Raw genomic sequence first — 18,003 nt, 5'->3', positions numbered from 1 at the left:
TCATGGCGACTGGATGGTAGGAGCCGTGTAATGGGAGACTGTTAAGCACGGTTCTGTGAGAGCCCGGGGGTGCGATTCCCCCGGGCCACTCGACCTTCGGCGTACTTTGCCGCGATGCAGAACAACCGGCCCGGTTCGAACTGATGGCGAAGTACGCCGCCCCGAAGGCCGAGGCGGTGACCCTCACTGACACCACCATCGACGCGCCGCAACGGTTCGAGGTGGTGCGGATGGCCCGGCTTCTGGGAGTCTCGACATCGGGCTTCTTCGCGTGGCGCAAACGCCATCACCGAGATCCTCGAACGACCGAACCCGCTACGCCGACAGCGCAGCTATCCCCGAGTCATCAAACGAGCCGGTCGTCACAAGTTCCCACGAAAAGACCTGCAGCACAAGAACATAAACCACACCAGCCCCGCTGAGATCCGCCTACACCAGCGCGTAGGTTAACGGCATTGGCACTGAACTGCAACCGTTGCAACGCGCAATACCGACCGTCGATACCGATGTCAGGGATGTTGGCTAGGTTCCGGGGTGGGGCCTGGTGACGTGCCCCACCCCGGAACGCCTCATAACAGGTCGAGTTGGTTGAGGTCGTTGATGTATTTGACAATCAGTCCGGGGCTGATCTGCGGGATGTCGTGCCGGTCGCCGACTCCGGTCTCGCTGACGGCGAGCCGGAATTTCTCCGCCGGTGCGACTCCGCCGTTCACGGGGTTTTGCGGCTTTTCATAGGAATGCAGTAGCGGTAGGAGGGAGTGCCGGCGCTGTTTCTCCGGCAGGGCCTTGATCGCTGTTTCGAAACGGGCCAGCCAGTCGCCGTAGTCGTCCACCCGTTTGATGTCGTAGCCCGCGTCGATGAGCCAGTCGACGAAGGTGTCGAGCGAGATGCTGTCGTCGTGCGGGTTGATCAGGTGGTACGTGCGATAACCGTCCCGGTGCTGGATTCCGAGCGTGTCCACGGCCTGGGCGCTGAAGTCGACGGGCAGCCCGTCGTAGTGCGCGCGGGGGCGGGAGCCGTCCTCCTGCAGGCTGTAGAAGGACTTCGGTGCGAGGCCGGTGGCCACGAGGCTGAGCATGAGCCGGGTGAAGATGTCGGGCACGTTGAGCTGGCCGGTGTAGGTGCTGTGGGTGAGGATCATGTCCGACCGGAATACCGTCACCGGTAGCCCGAGCGCGTCGTGTGCCTCCCGGAGCAGAACCTCCCCAGCCCATTTGCTCATCGCGTACCCGTTGGCGTAGCCGTCGTGGATGTGCCGTACAGCGCTCATCTCGCGGATGTCCGGGGTTTCGTCGAACCGTCCCGGTTCCATCTGGTCGGCGACACCGATGGTCGAGATATTGGTGAACGGCTTGAGCCTGGTGGTGATCGCCAGCCGGATGAGTTCGGCGGTGCCGAACACGTTCGGCCCGAACAGCTGGTCGTAGGGCAGTACGTGGTTGACGAGTGCGCCCGGGTGCATGACCACGTCGACTTCCTCGGCGAGCCGGTTCCACGTGCGCTCGTCGAGTCCCAGCCGTGGCGCGGCGAGGTCGCCCGCGAGCACCTCCAGATGCCGGTCGGCCAGTTTCCGATAGTGATCAAGAAGTTCGGCGTCACCGGTGTCGAAGGTGTCGTCGAGCCGCCGACGCGCTGCTGCGTCGTCGGTTCCGCGCACGACGCACACCAGTTTTCCCCCGTGTTCGGCGAGGCGTTCGAGCCAGTCGAGGCACATGAACCGGCCGAGGTATCCGGTCGCGCCGGTCAGGAACACGGTCCGGGGTTCGGCGTGTGCCGGGGGCGGCAACTGCTCGGCGGCTGTCAGGGTGTCGTGCTCGATGAACCTGTCCAAGCGCAGATCGCTCGCCCTGATCTCGATTGCGTCGGCACCGTGCACCGAGGCGAAGGTCGGCAGGGTGTCCGCGTAGGTCAGTTGGGCCGCGACGTGATCTACGATCGCGCGCAGGTCGTTGGCCGGGCTGATCACGACACTGACAGGTACCTCGACCTCGAAGATATCCTTGAGCAGGTTCGAGAACGACAGCGCCGACAGCGAGTCCCCTCCCAAGTCGATGAAGTGCGCATCAGGACCGGTCTCCGAATCCGAGCAGCCGAGCATCGCCCGGGCCGCGCGGGCGATGGTCTCGAATATCGGCTGGTTCCGGCCGTCTGCACGCAACGTCCGAAGCTCCTCGGCTTCACTGTGCGCGAGCTCGGTGTACAGCTGTTCGAGCCGGTCGCCGTAGCGTTCGCGCAACCGGGGACGCAGGAGCTTTCTGATGTCGGAGAGCAGACCGTTGGCCATGCTGAACGGTTCGGTTTCGATCAGGAAGTCACGCGGGATCTCGTAGGGCTCGAGCTCGGCATCCTTTGCCGTCTGCTGCAACGCCTCTATCAGCCGCGGCTTGAGCGCGTCCACGCTGCCCGCCTGTTCCAGCGCGTGCTCGGTCGGCACGATCACCGCGAGCAGATACGGCCGTTCGCTGTTGCCGTAGGGGTAGATCTGGCGAATGGACGGGTTGGCGGTGAACACCGACTCCACTTTGGACAGTGCGACGAACTCGCCCTGCGATAGCTTCTGCACATTGTTGCGCCGGTCGACGTAGCGCAGCTCTTCCGGGCCGGTTTCGGCCATGATGTCGCCCGTTTTGTAGAACCCGTCGTCGTCGAACATCGAGGCCGTCACGTCGGGACGGTTGTAGTAGCCGGGGAAGATGTTCTCGGTCTTGATCAGCAACTCGCCGCGCGGGTGTGGCCGGTCGGTGGCGAAGTACCCGAGTTCGGGGACATCGACGAGCTTGTAGTCGAGCACCGGGGGGCGGTCTAGTTTGTCGTCCACTAGCACGCTGCCGGACTCCGTCGAGCCGTAGCCCTCCTGCAGTGGCACACCGAGACACGATTGGGCGAACGTCTTCATCTCCGCGGAGATCGGTGCACTCCCTACCCGTCCGTGCAGAACCCGTCCGCCGAGCACGCGTTCCCTGAGATCCGCTTTCACAGCCGCGTCGAGTTGCTCGTGGTCGTCGAATTCCGCACCGCGCGTGTGCAGTTCGCTCTGGTACATCTGGAAGAGCATGTCGAAGACGCGAGGCACTGCGGCCAGTTCGGTCGGCCGCGCGAGTGCGATGTCCTCGAACAGCGTCGAGAGATCGGCGCGTGCGGTGAAGTAGTTGAGCCCGCCACGGCTGAGCGTGCCCAGGAGCGATGCCCGGCCCATCATGTGGCTCATCGGCATGTAGTTGATCGTGATCGCCGAGCTGTTCCGGTTGGCCATCGCCTCGCCGGTCCAGATCCTGCGCACCATGTGGTCGCGGTACATCACCCCCTTGGGGGTCCCGGTGCTGCCTGAGGTGTAGATCAGCAGGGTGAGCGGGCTCTCGCCGGGCTCGGGGGTGAACAGCGGCGCGGTCGGCAGGCCCGCCCCGGTGGTCGCGATCTCTTCCACGGTATCGATGCCCTGGCCGGTGCCGGCCAGGCGCCGGGCAGCCGTCGCCAGCGCTTCGCGGTCCTCGTCGAAGTCGGGATCGCTGTCGAAGACGAGGATCCGTGGTTTCGATTTCGCCGCGAGGGCCAGTTCGATCGCCTTGCCGAGGTAGGCGGGGCTCGTCGCGATCACGTTCGGCCCGGTCTCGTCGACGATCGCCTGAAGCTGGGACACGCTGGCACTGTGCTGCAGCGGAACCGAGACGGCGCCGAGGCAGGTTGTGGCCAGGTCCAGCGTCAGGTATTCGGCGCTGGTGAAACCGATGGTGGCGATGAAGTCCGCGGGGCGGATGCCCTGCGCCGACCAGCCGGTCGCGACAGCGCGCGCCCGTTCCCATACTTCGCCGTAGGTCCGGGTTGTGAAGTCCTGCAGCAAATGCACTGTGTTCCGCCCGGTTTCGGGGTCGCGCACCAGTTCTGTTCGGCGCTGCGCGACCGCTGGGCGATCCCGGTACCCGGTCATGATCCGTTCCACGGTCCGCGCCAGCCCCAGACCGGGTTCGCGCGCAGCCGCACTGACCGTGTCTATCGGCAGCGCGCCTTGGAACTCACGGTCAGACGCTCTGAGCTCGGCCTCCAGCCGAGCAGCCCTCTGTTGGGTGTCTTCCGGTTCCTTCGTATTCACTCCATCACCAGCTTCTGCCACGAGCTTTTGTATCGGTCCAATGTGGTTCCAGGGGAGGGGGAATCGTCCTGCCCCTGCCCGGTCGTCCGCCGGGCCACCCCAGCCCCCATTACTTGACTGTACTGACAAGTAATGTAATTAGCACGGCTAACGAAATGTGACACTCGACTCACCGAGACAGGCGAAGGCTAGGCGCCGGTGTCGTCGCTTGCGGAGCGGCCGATCAGTGGCCAGAGCAGTTCGACACTGTCCCTCTCGGATTCGGCGGACGTCCCACCCGTCTCGAAGTGGTCGACGAGTTGCATCCCGTACAGCATCTTCGCAGCCTGAGCGCAGTCGACGTCGGCCCGGATCTCCCCGCGTTCTCGCATCGTCTCGAGCAGGTTGGTGATCTCTCGAACCGTGGGTTCGAGAAGACACTCCCTTAGCAGTTCGCCCAGTTCGGGGAGGCGGTGACTCTCGGCGAGGACGGTTGCGTGCAGCAGGCGCCGCTCGGGCTCGTCGCTTGGATGCAGCAGCTCCAGCAGGCGGATCAGCCGCTCCTTGGCCGGAAGATCGTTCCACGTACTCGGCATCTCCGGCAGCTTCCGCTCCAGTGTGCGGCGCACGGCGTCCACGACCAGTGCCTGTTTGGTTTCCCAGCGCAGGTACACCGTCGGCCGGGTGGTACCCGCGTCCGCGGCGATCTTCGCCAGCGACATGCCGCGGTAGCCGTGCTCGACGAGCCGGCGGATCGTCGCCTTGACAACCGCTTCCTCGACGCCCTGCGTCCGCGGGCGCCCCGCTGCCGGGGTCCGGTCGGTCAGTCCAGCCACGATCACCTCTGGGTCTGTTCTCGGACAAGCCGTCCCATCGTAGACGGGGCCTGCCTGAATTTCGGACTCTGGTGCACATTCGGTGCTCGCTGCGCGGCCCACCCTAGCCGGCCAAGCCAAGGGCGAGGCCGGGCTCGATCACTACCAGGTCCGCAGCTGGCGGGCCTGGTACGCCCACATCACCCTGTCCATGCTCGCCCTGGCCTGGCTCGCGGCAACGAAAACCGTTGCGATAAAGGAGGACTCACCGACACTGACCAAGACATGATCGCGTTCACACTACCGGAGATCCGCCGCCTGCTCATCACGTTCGTGCTCACCCGATTCGATCCCGCCGACCACATCTGGGCCTGGTCATGCTGGCGAGCCGCATCGCGGTTGGGGCTCCGCCCTTTCCGGACGTTGCCACAGCCGGGATCGACCGACCCGGGGCGTGTCCGCGTCCGGTGAATGGGCTGTTTCGCGGGTAATGCGCTACCCCGAAACGACCGGGTGCGGGCCTATGATCGGCGCATGCCTGTGGACGTGGTGACCACGATCGAGATCGTGCGGCCTCGGGGGGGGTCGCGGAGTACACGATGGATCCGGCGAACGCCCCGGTCTGGTACAAGAACATCGGGTCGGTGGCGGTGCGGACGCCGGGACCGCTGGCGATCGGGTCCGAGATGGCGTTCGAGGCTCGGTTCCTGGGCCGTTCACTCGCCTACACCTATGCGGTCACCGAGTTCGAGCCGGGCCGCCTATTGGTCATGCGGACTGCTGACGGACCGTTTCCGATGGAGACCATGTACGTGTTCGAGGACACCGCGAGCGGCGCCACCATGGTGACCCTGCGCAATCGCGGTGAGCCTGCCGGATTCTCCCGTTTCGTCAGCCCGCTCATGGTGCCGGCCATGCGGCATGCCAATCGTCAGGATCTGAAGAAGCTCAAGGAAATCCTCGAAGCCACGCCGTGACGCCTCCGAGGGGTATCGAGCCCGGTAACTCGCGCATAGTTGCGTGAAAATTACTGGGGCGCAATGGCATTGAGGGCGGTCCAGGTGTGGTCCCGGTGGGTGGCGTGGGAGGTTCGGTGGGTGGGAGGAACCGTGGGTAGGACTACGGGGGACGCGTAAGCACCCCTAGCGTCCCGGGCTGTGAAAACCAAACGTTTTGCACGACTTCGTGTTTCATTGTTCGCTTTGACTGCTATTGTCACTGCGGTGCTCGGTGTGGGAGGGCTGCCGACGGCTGTGGCCGCTCCGATCATGCGGGCGGATGCCACCCAGATCACGCTGCAGGGGGCGGTGAATGTCCGGGATGTGGGCGGGTATGTCACCTACACCGGGGATCCGACCAGGTCCGGCAAGGTGATTCGGGCCGATGCGCTGAACAAGCTGACCGATGCCGATGTCCAGAAACTGGGCACGCTGGGCATTCAGAAGGTGATCGATTTCCGCACGCAGGCCGAGGTGCAGGCGCAGGGTGCGGACCGGCTGCCGGCCGGGCTGACCGCGGTGGCGCGGCCCATCGACGACGGTGGCATGTACCTGAAGATGGCGCAGGCCATCGGGTCCAAGGATCCGGTGCAGCAGCAGGCCGCGCTCGGGGACGGCAAGGCCGAGCAGATGATGAAGGACGCCTATGTCAGCTTCCTGAGCGCGGATTCGGTGGCCAAGTTCGGTCAGACCATCAAGGACATCGCGGCCGCCAACGGGGCGACGCTCTACCACTGCACGGCGGGCAAGGACCGGACCGGCTGGATGACGTATGTGCTGCTGCGCGCGGTAGGTGTACCGGAGACCGTCGCGCGCCAGGACTACCTGCTGTCGAACCAGTACCGCGCCGCGGCCGACGCCGCCCAGCGAGCCCAGCTGAAGGCGGCCGGGATCATGCAGAACCCCGACCTGCTGATCCCGCTGCAGGTAGTGAGTGACGAGTACCTGGACACCGCCGTCGACCAGATGAACCAGCAGTACGGCGATTTCGACCACTTCCTCACCAAGGGCCTGGGCCTGGACGCCGGCACCATCCTCCGCCTCCACCACAACCTGGTGGGCTGAGCCCACCACAACCGGGCCCCGTCGCAGCAGCTGCGGCGGGGCTCTGGTCATCCGGAAAGCGGCTCGCGGCCGGGTTGCGGCCCGATCCGCGCGAGTAGCAACAGCCGTCCGATTCAGGTATCGCGCTACCCGTGTCGGTGTGACCCGATCGGCGCAGGATCGTAGTCGTCACAACCCTGTACGTCACTCATTTCGGGGGGTATGCACCATGAAGCGTCTCTCGGAACGCCGACGGCTCACCGCCGCGGAGTTCGAGACCTGCACGGGCGAGTTCGAGCGGAGCGGTCGGTCCAGAGCCGCGACGACGCCACAGCGGACCGGTCGCGGCGTTGTCGCGCTGCCGCGCCGGGGACGCGGCGCGCACGCACCGGGGCAACTGGCCGGATTCCTGCCGAAGGATATGCCGGTTCACACCCGCCCGCACACGGAAACCGTTGCACTGCATGTGCATTCGCGCGGAATCACGGGTGACTGCCGGCCGCCGTTCGCGTCTTGCGGCGACGGGCGGCACCTGCTGACCGACCACACCTGGCCGTGGATTCTGACCGGGCGGGTCACCAACAGTGACGGCATGGCGGGGTCCGGCGTGCTGGTCGGCGGCCGGCTCATGCTGACCGCGCACAATCTGCGGCCGAGCCGGAGCATCGCCCAGGGCAGCTGGTGGATGACCTTCTCGCCGCACTTCGACAGCGGCGCCTATCCGAACGCGCCGTTCGGTTCGAGCGATGTCAGCGATCTGGCGCACTACAACGCCGAGCGCGACACCGAATATGGTGCCGGGCACGACTTCATGCTGTGCCGGTTGTTCGAGCCCATGGGCCATCAGCTCGGGTTCCTGGGCGCCACCTCGTTCGCGGACAACTGGCGCGGGCTCCAGGTCTGGCACAGCATCGGCTACCCGGCCGACATGGATGGCGGAACGCGTCCGGCGGTTCGGATCAACCAGAGCATGGAACACGATCGCGAGGACGACAACGGCCGGTACATCGAGACCGAGGCCGGTCTCGATCACGGCAATGCGGCTGGGCTCTTCTTCTCCTGGTTCGATGACGGCCATGTCCGACTGTGCGGTGTTGTATCGGATGGGGAGAGCTTCGACGGCGAACTCGACCATGCCCTCACGAGCGGCGACGACATGGTGTCCCTGATCAATTGGGGTCGCTCCACCTGGCCCGCGTGAACCGGAAGAGCCGAGCATGCCCCGCCCGCAGGCAGATCAACGGCGGGGCGGCGCGGCGAACGCGGAGAGGTCCAGGGCGGTGGTCTCGGTCCAGCCGGTGGCGCGCAGGTCGTCGGGGGTGGGGACGCCGAGGGCCTCGTGCAGGCCGCGGGCGGCCGAGCGGGCCAGGTCCTCGAAGCCGGTGCGGGTGATCGGCCAGTGCATGGTGCGGCGCCAGTTCTCGATTTCGTGCTGGAGGGTCGGCGCGGTCCAGCCCAGCTCGCGCAGGAGGCGGTCGGCGGTCTCGGAAATCGGTTCGGCGAGATAGTAATTGCCGGTGAGTTCGGCGGAGAGTTTGATGTCGAACTGCTGGAATTGCACGTAGCGATTGCCGGTCGCGGCGAGGATGACGGTGGCGCGGGAGGGTAGTTTCGCAAGGCAGCCGGCCAGGCCGTGCACAAACACGTCCCAGTCGGTTGTGACAACTTGCAGGGGCTGGCTCCGGGTGCCCATCGCGGCCGATCATACGCCGTCAAAACATGGCGTCGGCGAAAAACCGTGGCGCCCAGTCCGATCAGCGGAAACCGCGGCGGCGTCGACTGGAGGACCGTCGCGGTTTCCGGGTGATCGGCTTACCGCTGTTGGGGCATCGGGGCGGGGCCGGTCAGGATGTTCGACAATTCATTCTGCCCATCGAACATCGGTGTGGCCGTTAATCTCTCGTGAAGATTTGCTTGCCGGTGCGCGGATTTACGATTGCTCGACGGCCGCTCTCAGCCGAGCATTTCGAGATTCAGGTCGCCCAGCAGATCGGGGTCGGCCAGCATTTCGATGGCGGTGATGCGGCCGTCGACGACGGTGAAATCGAAGACGACGCGCGGGGTGCCGCCGGTCGACCACACCAGACCGGCGAGGCCGTCGATGAGGGCCGGGCGGGCGGCCTTGGCGCGGCCCGCGAAGGTGGTCGCGACCGCCTGTGCGCCACGGACTTCGGGGTCCGCGCCCATGGTGACGCCGATGGCGTCGGCGCGCACCACGACGTCGGGGTCGAGCAGTTCCAGCAGGGCGGCGAAGTCGCCGCCGCGGGAGGCGGTCAGGAAGGCATTGACCACTTCCTGCTGGCGTTCGCGGTCGACGGCGATCTCGTCGACGCCGCGCACCCGGCGCCGGCCGCGGCTGGCGAGTTGCCGGGCGGCGGCGGGGGTTTTGCCGAGAATGGGGGCGATTTCCTCGAACGGGACGGCGAACATGTCGTGCAGGACGAAGGCCAGCCGCTCGGTGGGGGTCAGGGTGTCGAGCACCACCAGCAGGGCGGCGCCGATCGAATCGCCCAGCAGCGCTTCCTGTTCCGGGCCGAAGGTGGCTTCCGGCGCGTCGTAGTCCTCGAGCGCGTCCTCGCGCCGGGTGCCGCGCGACTGGAGCATGTTCAGGCAGACGCGGGAGACGACGGTGGTGAGCCAGCCGGCCAGATTGTCGATCCCGTCGGTCTCGGAGCGGCTCAGCCGCAGCCAGGCTTCCTGGACGGCATCCTCGGCTTCGGCGGAGGAGCCGAGCATGCGCTGTGCCAGCGCTTGCAGCCGGCCGCGCTGCAGCTCGAATTCCCGTGCCACCAGGTCCAGTTCGTCACGCTCGTTGCCCATTGCCGAAGTCTCCTCGATCACGACCGGTCGGTCCATCCGAACCGTGCGGGCGTGTCCGGGAATCGGGGCCCACGCCTCCACGACCGAGCAACCCGGCCGAATGTGACAGCGTCGATGAAACACCAGCTCAGAGGGGTCTCCGGTTCACCATCGCCCGCGGCGAAGATCCGATCATGGACGCCGTCCACCACGTCGGCTATAACGGCAATGGCCAGAACGTCGGTCTCGACGGCACGGCCGCAGCATCGCCACGGTGGAAGGAGCAGACGATCTTGTCCTCGGAACTCTCCGACAGCCCCGATCATTTCGAGGTGCGACCGGTGGGCCGGGTCCGCTCCCCGCTCATCGACCGCACCGGCGCACCGCGCCAAGCCGACGAGGACGCCCCACCCGCCGATATCGTTCTCGCGCCCGAATTCGCCGCGGCCGCAGCCGATCTGCGCCCGGGTATGCGCGTCGTCCTGCTCACCTGGCTGCACGCCGGGAGCCGCGATGTGCTCGCGGTCCATCCCCGCGGCGACCGCACGCGGCCGCCCACCGGCGTCTTCGCCACCCGCTCCCCCGACCGCCCCAACCCGATCGGCCTGCACGAGGTCACCATCACCACGGTGTCCCCCGAGGTGCTCGGTGTAGCGGGCCTGGAAGCCATCGACGGCACCCCCGTCCTCGACATCAAGCCGGTTCTGGGCGGCGTCGAAACCCGCTGACCGGCCCGGCTCGGGCGGGCGGCCGCGGGCCCGGCGTAGGTTGAGGATCATGGCGGCACCCAGGCATCCGATCCCGGCGGTCGGCACGCAGCGGCTGGCCGCGGCGTGTCAGGCCGAGGTGCCCGCATTGACCAAGCAGCTGATCGCGGCCATCTTCACCGACAATCCGGGGTGGACGGACTACACGGCGGTGCCGCGGGCGGACCTGCGGGACGGGTGCCGGCGGTATCTGACGCGGATCCTGGATCTGCTGGGTGGGCAGCCGCCGGATCCGGACGGGGACGATGTTGCCGCGGCCATCGGGCGGCGGCGGGCCGAGCAGGGCGTGCCGTTGGAGGCCATGCTGCGGACCTTCCGGCTGGGCGGCCAGATCGTCTGGGAAGCGTTGCTGGACAAGGCCGATGACATCGGTTCGGCGGAGACCCGGCAGGTCGGTTCGGCGATGTGGGCGGTGGTCGACGGCATGTCGTCGGCGCTGGTCACCTCGTACCGGAACACCGAACTCGACCGGGTGCGCAGCGATGAGCGGCGCAGGCATTCGCTGATCGAGGATCTGCTGGCGGGGCGGGCGCACGACGCCACCTTCGCCGCGCGGGCGGGACGCGAGCTGAATCTGCCCGCGAACGGGGCGTATCTGGTGGTGGTGGCGCGCGGCGAGGGCGGGCCGCGGCTGCACATGGGGGCGGAGGCGGCGCTGGGGGTGTCGGGGATCCGCTCGGTGTGGCACGAGCGGGTGGATTCCACGGTGGGTCTGGTGTCGCTCGAGCATCGCGGGAGTTCGGCTGTGCTGCACCAGCTTCGCCCGCTGATCCGGGGGCGGGCGGGGGTCTCGCCGGCGGTGCCGGGCCTGGCGGGCATCGATACCGCGCACGGGCTGGCGGTGCTCGCGCTGGACACCGTGCCCGGCGATGAGCAGGGGCTGCTGGTTTCGCTGGACGAGCGTTACCCGGAGGCGCTGCTGCTGCGCTCCCCCGATCTCACCGATCTGCTCGTCGCGCGCACCCTCGGCCCGGTGCTGGAACTGCCGCCCAAGGAGCGCGACATTCTGCTGCGCACACTGACCGTCTGGCTGGCCGAGAACTGCTCGGCGGCCAATGCCGCGCCGAAGTTGCACTGCCATCGCAACACTGTCATCAACCGGCTGCAGCGCATCACCCTGCTGCTCGGCCGCCCGCTCGAGGGGCAGCGGGCCTACCTGGAGCTTTCCCTCGCCCTGGCCGCCCTGGGACTGGCCGGCGCCGACCGCGACTGAGCCGCCGAAAACCCGCTACTCACGGGTACGAATTGTGCTCTGCGCCCAGCCTCGCCCTGTCATATATGGGCTTCCAGTGCATTGATTGTGCATTTGGTGACCGACAGACTCGATCGGAATAACCCGCATCACAACCGATGGCGGGTTACGAGAGCAATCGAGAACGAGGAGCACCACGAGTGCCGGAATTCGATCTTCTGGTGATCGGCGGCGGTCCGGGCGGTTACGTCGCCGCCATCCGCGCCGCCCAGCGGGGCCTGAAAGTGGCCCTGGCCGAGAAGGAACGCCCGGGCGGCGTCTGCCTGAACTGGGGCTGCATCCCGACCAAGGCCATGCTGCGCTCCGCCGAGGTCTTCCACACCATCGCGCACGCCGCCGATTTCGGCATCTACGCCGATAACCTGCGCTTCGACTACGCCGCGGTGCGGCAGCGCAAGGACGGCATCGTCAAGGAGCTGACCGACGGTGTCGCGGGTCTGCTGAAGGCCAATGGCGTGACCGTCATCGAGGGCCACGCTCGCTTCACCTCGGCTACCACGGTCGAGGTCGTCGAGGCCGGTCCGTCGCCGATCTTCGAGGGCGGCCCGCGCTACGCCGCCGCCCCGACCGCGAACGCCGTCCGGACCGTGAGCGCGAAGGATGTCATCGTCGCCACCGGTTCGATCCCGGCCGTGCTCCCGATCCCGGGCGCGAATCTGCCGGGCGTGATCACCTCCGACGGCGCGTTCGGTCTCACCGAGGTGCCGAAGCGCCTGGTCGTCATCGGCGGCAGCGCGGTGGGCGCGGAGTGGGCCAACCTGTTCCACGAGTTCGGCAGCGATGTCACCGTGGTCGAGATGCAGGATCGCCTGGTTCCGTTGGAGGACAAGGAGATCGGCACCGCCCTGGTGCGCTCGTTCACCAAGCGCGGCATCAAGGTGCTGACCGGTGCGACGGTCACCGCCATCGCCCAGGGCAGCACTGGCCTCACCGTCACCGTCGGCGGCCCGCAGGCGCAGGAGCTCGCCGCGGACGTGGTGCTGGTCGGCGTCGGCCGCCGCCCCAATACCGCCGGGCTGGGCCTGGACGTCGCCGGAATCGACACCGACGCACGGGGTTTCATCCCCGTCGACGCGCAGCTGCGCACCGCCGTCGAGCACGTGTACGCCATCGGCGATGTCACCGGTAAGGCACTGCTCGCGCACGTCGCCTCGCATCAGGGCCTGGTCGCGTCCGACACCATCGCCGGCCACGCCGCCCACATCGACTACAACGTCATCCCCGCCGCGACCTTCACCCACCCGGAGATCGCCAGCGTCGGCCTCACCGAGGACGCCGCGAAGGCCGCGGGCCACGACGTCATCACCGCCAAGTTCCCGTTCGCGGCGCTGGGCCGGGCCAAGTCCTTCGGCGATCAAGAAGGCTTCATGAAGATCGTCGCGGGCAGGCAGCACCAGGAGGTGCTGGGCGTGCACATCATCGGCCCGTCGGCCAGCGATCTCATTACCGAAGGGGCCCTGGCGATCTCGCTGGAGGCGACCCTCGACGAGCTCGCCGACACCATTCACGCCCACCCCACCCTCGGCGAGATCGGCATGGAGGCCGCCCTGGTCGGGCTGGGCCTGCCGGTTCACGTCGCGCCGCCCCGGAAGCGTTGAGGAGTTCCGTCATGACCACGACCACCGCCGCGCCGCGCAAGACGGCGCGCAAGGCGACCCGACCGGCCGATAAGGCCGCCGACGGAGCCGTATCGGAAAACCTGCTCGGCGGAGCCGATTTCGGCGGCGCGGATGCGGACACGCTGCGCGAGCTGTACACCGACATGCTGTTCATCCGCCGCTTCGAGGAGCGCACCGCGCAGGCGTACCAGCAGGCCAAGATCGGCGGCTACTGCCACCTCAACCTGGGTGAGGAAGCCACCGTCGTCGGCGTCGGAAAGGCCATGCGCCCCACCGACTATCTGTTCACCAACTACCGCGAGCACGGCTACGCGCTGGCCAAGGGCATCGAGCCCGGCCGCGTCATGGCCGAGCTGTACGGCCGCTCCACCGGCACCTCCAAGGGCTGGGGCGGTTCGATGCACATGTACGACACCGAGACCCGCCTGCTCGGCGGCTACGCCATTGTCGGCGGCCAGGTTCCGCTCGCCATCGGTGCGGCGCTGGCCATCGACTACCGCGGCGGCGACGACGTCGTGGTGTGCCAGATGGGTGAGGGCACCACCAATATCGGCGCCTTCCACGAGTCGCTGAACATCGCGGCGCTGTGGAACCTGCCCGTCGTGTTCCTGGTCATCAACAACCAGACCGGCATGGGCACCACCGTCGAGAAGTCCTCCGCCGAACCGGATCTGTGGAAGCGGGCGTCGTCCTATCGCATGCGGGGTGAGCGTGTGGACGGCACCGATGTGCTGGCCGTGCGCGAGGTCGCGAGCGATCTCATCGAGGCCGCGCGTCGCGAGGGCAAGCCCGCGCTGCTCGAGGCCGTCTCCTACCGCCTCAAGGGCCACTCGGTCGTCGACCCGGCCAAGTACCGCACCGAGGACGCCGCCTCCACCGCCGTCGAGCACGACCCGATCGTGCTGTGGCACAACCGTCTTCTCGAAGCGGGCGTGCTGAGCGAGGACTCCGCCGCCGCCATCGAGGCCGATGTCAAGGAACGCGTCCGCGCCGCGGTCGATTTCGCCGATCGGTCCCCGCACCCGGACCCGGCCACCCTGTTCGATTACAACTACGCGACCCCGGTCGCGGGCGATTCCCGTCGCCTGCCCGGCGATCCGCTCTTCACCGCCTAAGGACATCACCGTGGCTGTCATGACCTACCGTGAAGCGCTGCGCGAGACCCTCCGCGAGGAGATGCGGCGCGACGACGACGTCCTCCTCATCGGGGAGGAGATCGGCGTCTTCGAGGGCTCCTACAAGATCACCGCCGGCCTGCTGGCCGAGTTCGGCGAGAAGCGGGTGCGCGACACCCCGATCGCCGAAGAGGGTTTCGTCGGCGCGGCCATCGGCGCCGCCATGCTGGGCCTGCGCCCGGTCGTCGAGATCATGACGATCAACTTCTCGCTGCTGGCGCTGGACCAGATCGTCAATCACGCCGCCAAGATCTACGGCATGTTCGGCGGGCAGACGTCGGTGCCGATGGTCATCCGCACCCCCGGTGGCGGCGGCCAGCAGCTCGGCGCGACGCACTCGCAGAACATCGAGCTGTACTACGCGTTCGTGCCGGGCCTGAAGGTGGTCGCGCCCAGCACGCCCGCCGACGCGAAGGCGCTGCTCAAGGCCGCCATCGACGACGACGATCCGGTGCTGTTCCTGGAGAACCTCTCGCTCTACAACACCAAGGGTGAGGTGCCGGACGACCTGCCGCCCGCCGAGATCGGCAAGGCCGCGGTCACCCGCGAGGGCACCGACATCACGCTCATCGGCTACTCGCGCATGGCCACCGTGTGCACCCAGGTCGCGGAAAAGCTTGCTGCGGAGGGCATCTCGGCGGAGGTCGTCGACCTGCGCAGCCTGCGGCCGCTGGACCGCGACACCATTGTCGCCTCGGTCAAGAAGACCGGTTGCGCCGTCGTCGGTGAGGACGACTGGCTGACCTACGGCATCGGCGCGGAGGTCGCGGCCTCCATCTCCGACGGCGCGTTCGACTACCTCGACGCCCCGGTGCGCCGGGTGGCCATGGCCGAGGTGCCGCTGCCCTACGCCAAGCCCCTGGAGAAGCTGGCGCTCCCGTCGCCGGACTCCCTCTACCGGGCCGCCCTCGAAACCCTTGCCGCCGTGGGCAAGCGACGCTGAGAACCGGAAGGAATCATGCCTGAAGTAACCATGCCCCGGCTCTCCGACACCATGGAGGAGGGCATCGTCTCGGCCTGGCTCAAGCAGGTCGGCGACCAGGTCAAGGCCGGCGAGATCCTCGCCGAGATCGAGACCGACAAGGCGCTGATGGAGCTCGAGGCCTACGAGGACGGCGTGCTCGAGCAGATCATCGCCGAGCCCGGCACCACCGTCGCCATCGGCGAGCCGATCGCGATTCTCGGTGACGGCAGCGGGGCGTCTGCTCCGGCTCCGGCCGCGGCTCCCGCCCCTGCGGCTCCGGCCCCCGCCGCCACGACCGACAGCGCGCAGGCGAATTCGGCTCCGGCCGCCGGAAACGGCAGTGCCCCTGCGGTTCCGGCCGAGTCCGGTGAGCGCAAGAAGTCGTCGCCGCTGGCCCGCAAGGTCGCCAAGGAACTCGGCGTCGACATCGCCGCCGTGACCGGCACCGGCCCCGGCGGCCGCGTCACCAGGCAGGATGTCGAAAACGCGGGCACCACAGCCGCTCCGGCCGGGCCCGCCGCTGCCGACCCGGCACCTGTCGCCCCGGCTCCCGCGATCGCTCCGGCCACCGGCGACTACGAAGAGATCCCGCTGACCACCATCCAGCGCGTCTCGGCCCAGCGCCTCACCGAGTCCAAGCAGCAGGCCCCGCACATCTATCTGACCAGTGCGATCGATGTGACCGAGCTGCTCGCGTTCCGCGCGCAGATCAACAAGACCCTGGAGGAGACCGGCTCCGGCAAGGTCAGCGTGAACGACCTGCTGGTGAAGGCGGTCGCCACCGCGCTGCGCCTGGATCCGGCGGTGAACGTCTCCTTCGCGGGCGACAAGCTGTTGCGGCACAACGCGATCAATATCGGTATCGCGGTCGCCACCGAGGCGGGCCTGCTGGTCCCGGTCATCCACGACGCCGACCGCAAGAGCGTGTCCGCCATCGCCGCCGAGGGCCGCGACAAGGCCGCCCGGGCCCGCGACCGCAAGCTGCGCGGCGAGGACATGTCCGGTGGCACCTTCACCATCTCCAACCTGGGCATGTTCGGCATCGAGCAGTTCACCGCGGTCATCAACCCACCGGAGTCCGCGATCCTCGCGGTCGGCGCGGCCCAGGACGAGCTGAAGCTGGACGGCGAGAAGGTGGTGGCGCGCAAGATCCTTCGCGTCACGCTGTCGGCCGATCACCGTTCCATCGACGGCGCCGTCGCGGCCCGCTTCCTGCAGCAGTTGAAGGAGCTCATCGAGCATCCGCTGCGCATCGTGACCTAGTCACGCCCCGATCGCCGTCCGGTTTTCGATCCAGGATCGGACGACGTCGCCCGCCACCCGGCGCGCGCGGTCACCCATGCCACGCCGCGCGACCGGCAGCCGTACTCACGCGGCGGCGGGTAGTGAACGCCGGATGGCGTGGACCGGGTTTACCCGGCCGGTCCCCGCCATCCGGCTTTTCGCGTTCTAACGCCCGCGTTGGATGGAGAAGTGGGCTGTAGCCGGGCATGCCGAGCCGCGGGCGGACGTTCGAGCCCTGCTAACATCGCTGGTCGAGACGTGAATTCGCGCTGAACATGGTGTATCCCAGACGGTCGGAGAGGTGGATTGTGGGCGACGCCCGGACCGAACGATGGGTCGAACATCGGGTCGAGATGCGGCGCACTCTGATCGACGCGGCCATCCGCGTGATCGAGACCGAGGGGCCGCAGGCCAGCATGCGCGCCATTGCCGCCGAGGCGAAGGTCTCCAAGCCCACCCTCTACCGGTTCTTCGCCGACAAGGCGGATCTGGCGCTCGCCATCGCGGATCAGGCCAAGCAGGACATCGTGCGCGGCCTGGCCGAGGTCCGCCGGCAGCCGGCGGGCAGCGCCGGGGCGATGCTGCACGCCGCGCTCACCGGATACGCCGCGCTGATCGTGGACCATCCGCAGATCGCGCGGTTCCTGTTCCTCGACGCGGAGAGCCCGGGGGCCAAGTCGCTCGAGAATTGGCAGGCGATCCGCTCCGAGGTCGCCGATCTGGTCATCCTGATCATCGAATCATCCGGCGCCACAACGACGGTCGACGCATCCCTCTACGCCTCGATGATCGTCGGGGCGGTGGAGGGCGCGGCGAACTGGTGGTCCGCGCCCGCCGAAATGCCGGCTCGGCCGAGGAATTCGTGGCGGTGGCGGAACCCGTGGTGCGGGCGATCATCGAGCGGGCCGCGACCGCCGCCGGCGTGACGATCGATTTCGACAGGCCGCTCATCGCCGCCTCCTGACCTGCTCCGGCGGCTGCACCCCGCCTAGCGCGCGACACCTGTCGCCCGCAGGTACGGCCAGAGTGCCGAGCGCGCATGCCGGAGGAATGGTTCCTCGGCCGTCGTTCCCCGAGTCGAGAGGACGGCACGGATCCTCGCGCGGAAGACGGGCTCGGTCATGCCGAACTCGACCAGGATGTCCTCGGGAGTGGGGCCACCGTACGGCTGCCAGATCAGGGCGAACTCGACGATGGCCCACTCGTGACTCCGCACCGG

The 18,003-nt window shown here is 67.7% G+C and carries 15 protein-coding genes and 1 pseudogene; 11 read left to right on the top strand and 5 right to left on the bottom strand.

What is annotated here, in order from left to right:
- Positions 1 to 569: 569 nt before the first annotated feature.
- Complete coding sequence (car, locus tag ACFXIV_RS34440) at positions 570 to 4,088, bottom strand: carboxylic acid reductase (RefSeq protein ID WP_379399814.1); 3,519 nt, start codon at positions 4,086 to 4,088, stop codon at positions 570 to 572.
- A 188-nt stretch (positions 4,089 to 4,276) separates the two neighbouring features.
- A complete protein-coding gene (locus ACFXIV_RS34435; protein ID WP_379399815.1) occupies positions 4,277 to 4,903 on the bottom strand; it encodes a TetR/AcrR family transcriptional regulator in 627 nt (208 codons plus the stop codon).
- 112 nt (positions 4,904 to 5,015) lie between these two features.
- Between ACFXIV_RS34435 and ACFXIV_RS34430 the strand changes: the two are divergent.
- From ACFXIV_RS34430 to ACFXIV_RS34415, 4 genes and pseudogenes are all read left to right on the top strand, one after another.
- A pseudogene (locus tag ACFXIV_RS34430) lies at positions 5,016 to 5,171 on the top strand (IS701 family transposase); the annotation flags it as partial.
- Positions 5,172 to 5,481: 310 nt separating this feature from the next.
- Positions 5,482 to 5,859, top strand: a complete 378-nt coding sequence (locus ACFXIV_RS34425; protein ID WP_379399816.1) for an SRPBCC family protein — start codon at positions 5,482 to 5,484, stop codon at positions 5,857 to 5,859.
- A gap of 246 nt (positions 5,860 to 6,105) precedes the next feature.
- Positions 6,106 to 6,945, top strand: coding sequence for a tyrosine-protein phosphatase (locus tag ACFXIV_RS34420; RefSeq protein WP_379399817.1), 840 nt, complete (start codon positions 6,106 to 6,108; stop codon positions 6,943 to 6,945).
- A 208-nt stretch (positions 6,946 to 7,153) separates the two neighbouring features.
- Positions 7,154 to 8,125, top strand: coding sequence for a hypothetical protein (locus tag ACFXIV_RS34415; protein ID WP_379399818.1), 972 nt, complete (start codon positions 7,154 to 7,156; stop codon positions 8,123 to 8,125).
- Between the two features lie 36 nt (positions 8,126 to 8,161).
- Here the strand turns inward: ACFXIV_RS34415 and ACFXIV_RS34410 are convergent, their stop codons facing one another.
- A complete protein-coding gene (locus ACFXIV_RS34410) occupies positions 8,162 to 8,617 on the bottom strand; it encodes a hypothetical protein (RefSeq protein WP_379399819.1) in 456 nt (151 codons plus the stop codon).
- Positions 8,618 to 8,877: 260 nt separating this feature from the next.
- Positions 8,878 to 9,744 (bottom strand): sigma-70 family RNA polymerase sigma factor, encoded by an 867-nt coding sequence (locus ACFXIV_RS34405; protein ID WP_379399820.1) that lies wholly within the window; start codon positions 9,742 to 9,744, stop codon positions 8,878 to 8,880.
- A gap of 173 nt (positions 9,745 to 9,917) precedes the next feature.
- On the opposite strand from ACFXIV_RS34405, the gene tsaA reads away from it, so the two are divergent.
- From tsaA to ACFXIV_RS34370, 7 genes are all read left to right on the top strand, one after another.
- On the top strand, positions 9,918 to 10,451 hold the full coding sequence (tsaA, locus tag ACFXIV_RS34400; RefSeq protein ID WP_379399821.1) for a tRNA (N6-threonylcarbamoyladenosine(37)-N6)-methyltransferase TrmO: 534 nt from the start codon (positions 9,918 to 9,920) through the stop codon (positions 10,449 to 10,451).
- A 49-nt stretch (positions 10,452 to 10,500) separates the two neighbouring features.
- Positions 10,501 to 11,703, top strand: coding sequence for a PucR family transcriptional regulator (locus ACFXIV_RS34395; protein WP_379399822.1), 1,203 nt, complete (start codon positions 10,501 to 10,503; stop codon positions 11,701 to 11,703).
- A 179-nt stretch (positions 11,704 to 11,882) separates the two neighbouring features.
- Positions 11,883 to 13,340, top strand: a complete 1,458-nt coding sequence (gene lpdA, locus ACFXIV_RS34390) for a dihydrolipoyl dehydrogenase (RefSeq protein WP_379399823.1) — start codon at positions 11,883 to 11,885, stop codon at positions 13,338 to 13,340.
- A gap of 11 nt (positions 13,341 to 13,351) precedes the next feature.
- Positions 13,352 to 14,476, top strand: coding sequence for a pyruvate dehydrogenase (acetyl-transferring) E1 component subunit alpha (gene pdhA / locus ACFXIV_RS34385; protein ID WP_379399824.1), 1,125 nt, complete (start codon positions 13,352 to 13,354; stop codon positions 14,474 to 14,476).
- Positions 14,477 to 14,495: 19 nt separating this feature from the next.
- The gene (locus ACFXIV_RS34380; RefSeq protein WP_379399825.1) at positions 14,496 to 15,479 is read left to right on the top strand and encodes an alpha-ketoacid dehydrogenase subunit beta; all 984 of its coding nucleotides are present in this window, start codon (positions 14,496 to 14,498) and stop codon (positions 15,477 to 15,479) included.
- 15 nt (positions 15,480 to 15,494) lie between these two features.
- Positions 15,495 to 16,763: a dihydrolipoamide acetyltransferase family protein gene (locus ACFXIV_RS34375; protein WP_379399826.1), complete on the top strand. Its 1,269-nt coding sequence runs from the start codon at positions 15,495 to 15,497 to the stop codon at positions 16,761 to 16,763.
- Positions 16,764 to 17,137: 374 nt separating this feature from the next.
- Positions 17,138 to 17,710, top strand: coding sequence for a TetR/AcrR family transcriptional regulator (locus tag ACFXIV_RS34370; RefSeq protein ID WP_379399827.1), 573 nt, complete (start codon positions 17,138 to 17,140; stop codon positions 17,708 to 17,710).
- A gap of 62 nt (positions 17,711 to 17,772) precedes the next feature.
- Here ACFXIV_RS34370 and ACFXIV_RS34365 read toward each other — a convergent pair whose 3' ends face one another.
- The gene (locus ACFXIV_RS34365; protein WP_379399828.1) at positions 17,773 to 18,000 is read right to left on the bottom strand and encodes a hypothetical protein; all 228 of its coding nucleotides are present in this window, start codon (positions 17,998 to 18,000) and stop codon (positions 17,773 to 17,775) included.
- Positions 18,001 to 18,003 lie beyond the last annotated feature (3 nt).

Source organism: Nocardia sp. NPDC059236, assembly GCF_042754085.1.
Taxonomy (GTDB): Bacteria; Actinomycetota; Actinomycetes; order Mycobacteriales; family Mycobacteriaceae; genus Nocardia.
This window is presented reverse-complemented; position numbering and strand designations above follow the sequence as displayed.

Excerpts from the sequence above, each read along its gene's own strand:
- ACFXIV_RS34380 (WP_379399825.1), top strand. The coding sequence starts at position 14,496 with ATGACCTACCGTGAAGCGCTGCGCGAGACCCTCCGCGAGGAGATGCGG.
- ACFXIV_RS34425 (WP_379399816.1), top strand. The coding sequence starts at position 5,482 with ATGGATCCGGCGAACGCCCCGGTCTGGTACAAGAACATCGGGTCGGTG.
- ACFXIV_RS34405 (WP_379399820.1), bottom strand. The coding sequence starts at position 9,744 with ATGGGCAACGAGCGTGACGAACTGGACCTGGTGGCACGGGAATTCGAG.
- tsaA (WP_379399821.1), top strand. The coding sequence starts at position 9,918 with ATGGACGCCGTCCACCACGTCGGCTATAACGGCAATGGCCAGAACGTC.
- ACFXIV_RS34375 (WP_379399826.1), top strand. The coding sequence starts at position 15,495 with ATGCCTGAAGTAACCATGCCCCGGCTCTCCGACACCATGGAGGAGGGC.
- pdhA (WP_379399824.1), top strand. The coding sequence starts at position 13,352 with ATGACCACGACCACCGCCGCGCCGCGCAAGACGGCGCGCAAGGCGACC.
- ACFXIV_RS34410 (WP_379399819.1), bottom strand. The coding sequence starts at position 8,617 with ATGGGCACCCGGAGCCAGCCCCTGCAAGTTGTCACAACCGACTGGGAC.
- ACFXIV_RS34415 (WP_379399818.1), top strand. The coding sequence starts at position 7,154 with ATGAAGCGTCTCTCGGAACGCCGACGGCTCACCGCCGCGGAGTTCGAG.
- ACFXIV_RS34370 (WP_379399827.1), top strand. The coding sequence starts at position 17,138 with ATGCGGCGCACTCTGATCGACGCGGCCATCCGCGTGATCGAGACCGAG.
- ACFXIV_RS34395 (WP_379399822.1), top strand. The coding sequence starts at position 10,501 with ATGGCGGCACCCAGGCATCCGATCCCGGCGGTCGGCACGCAGCGGCTG.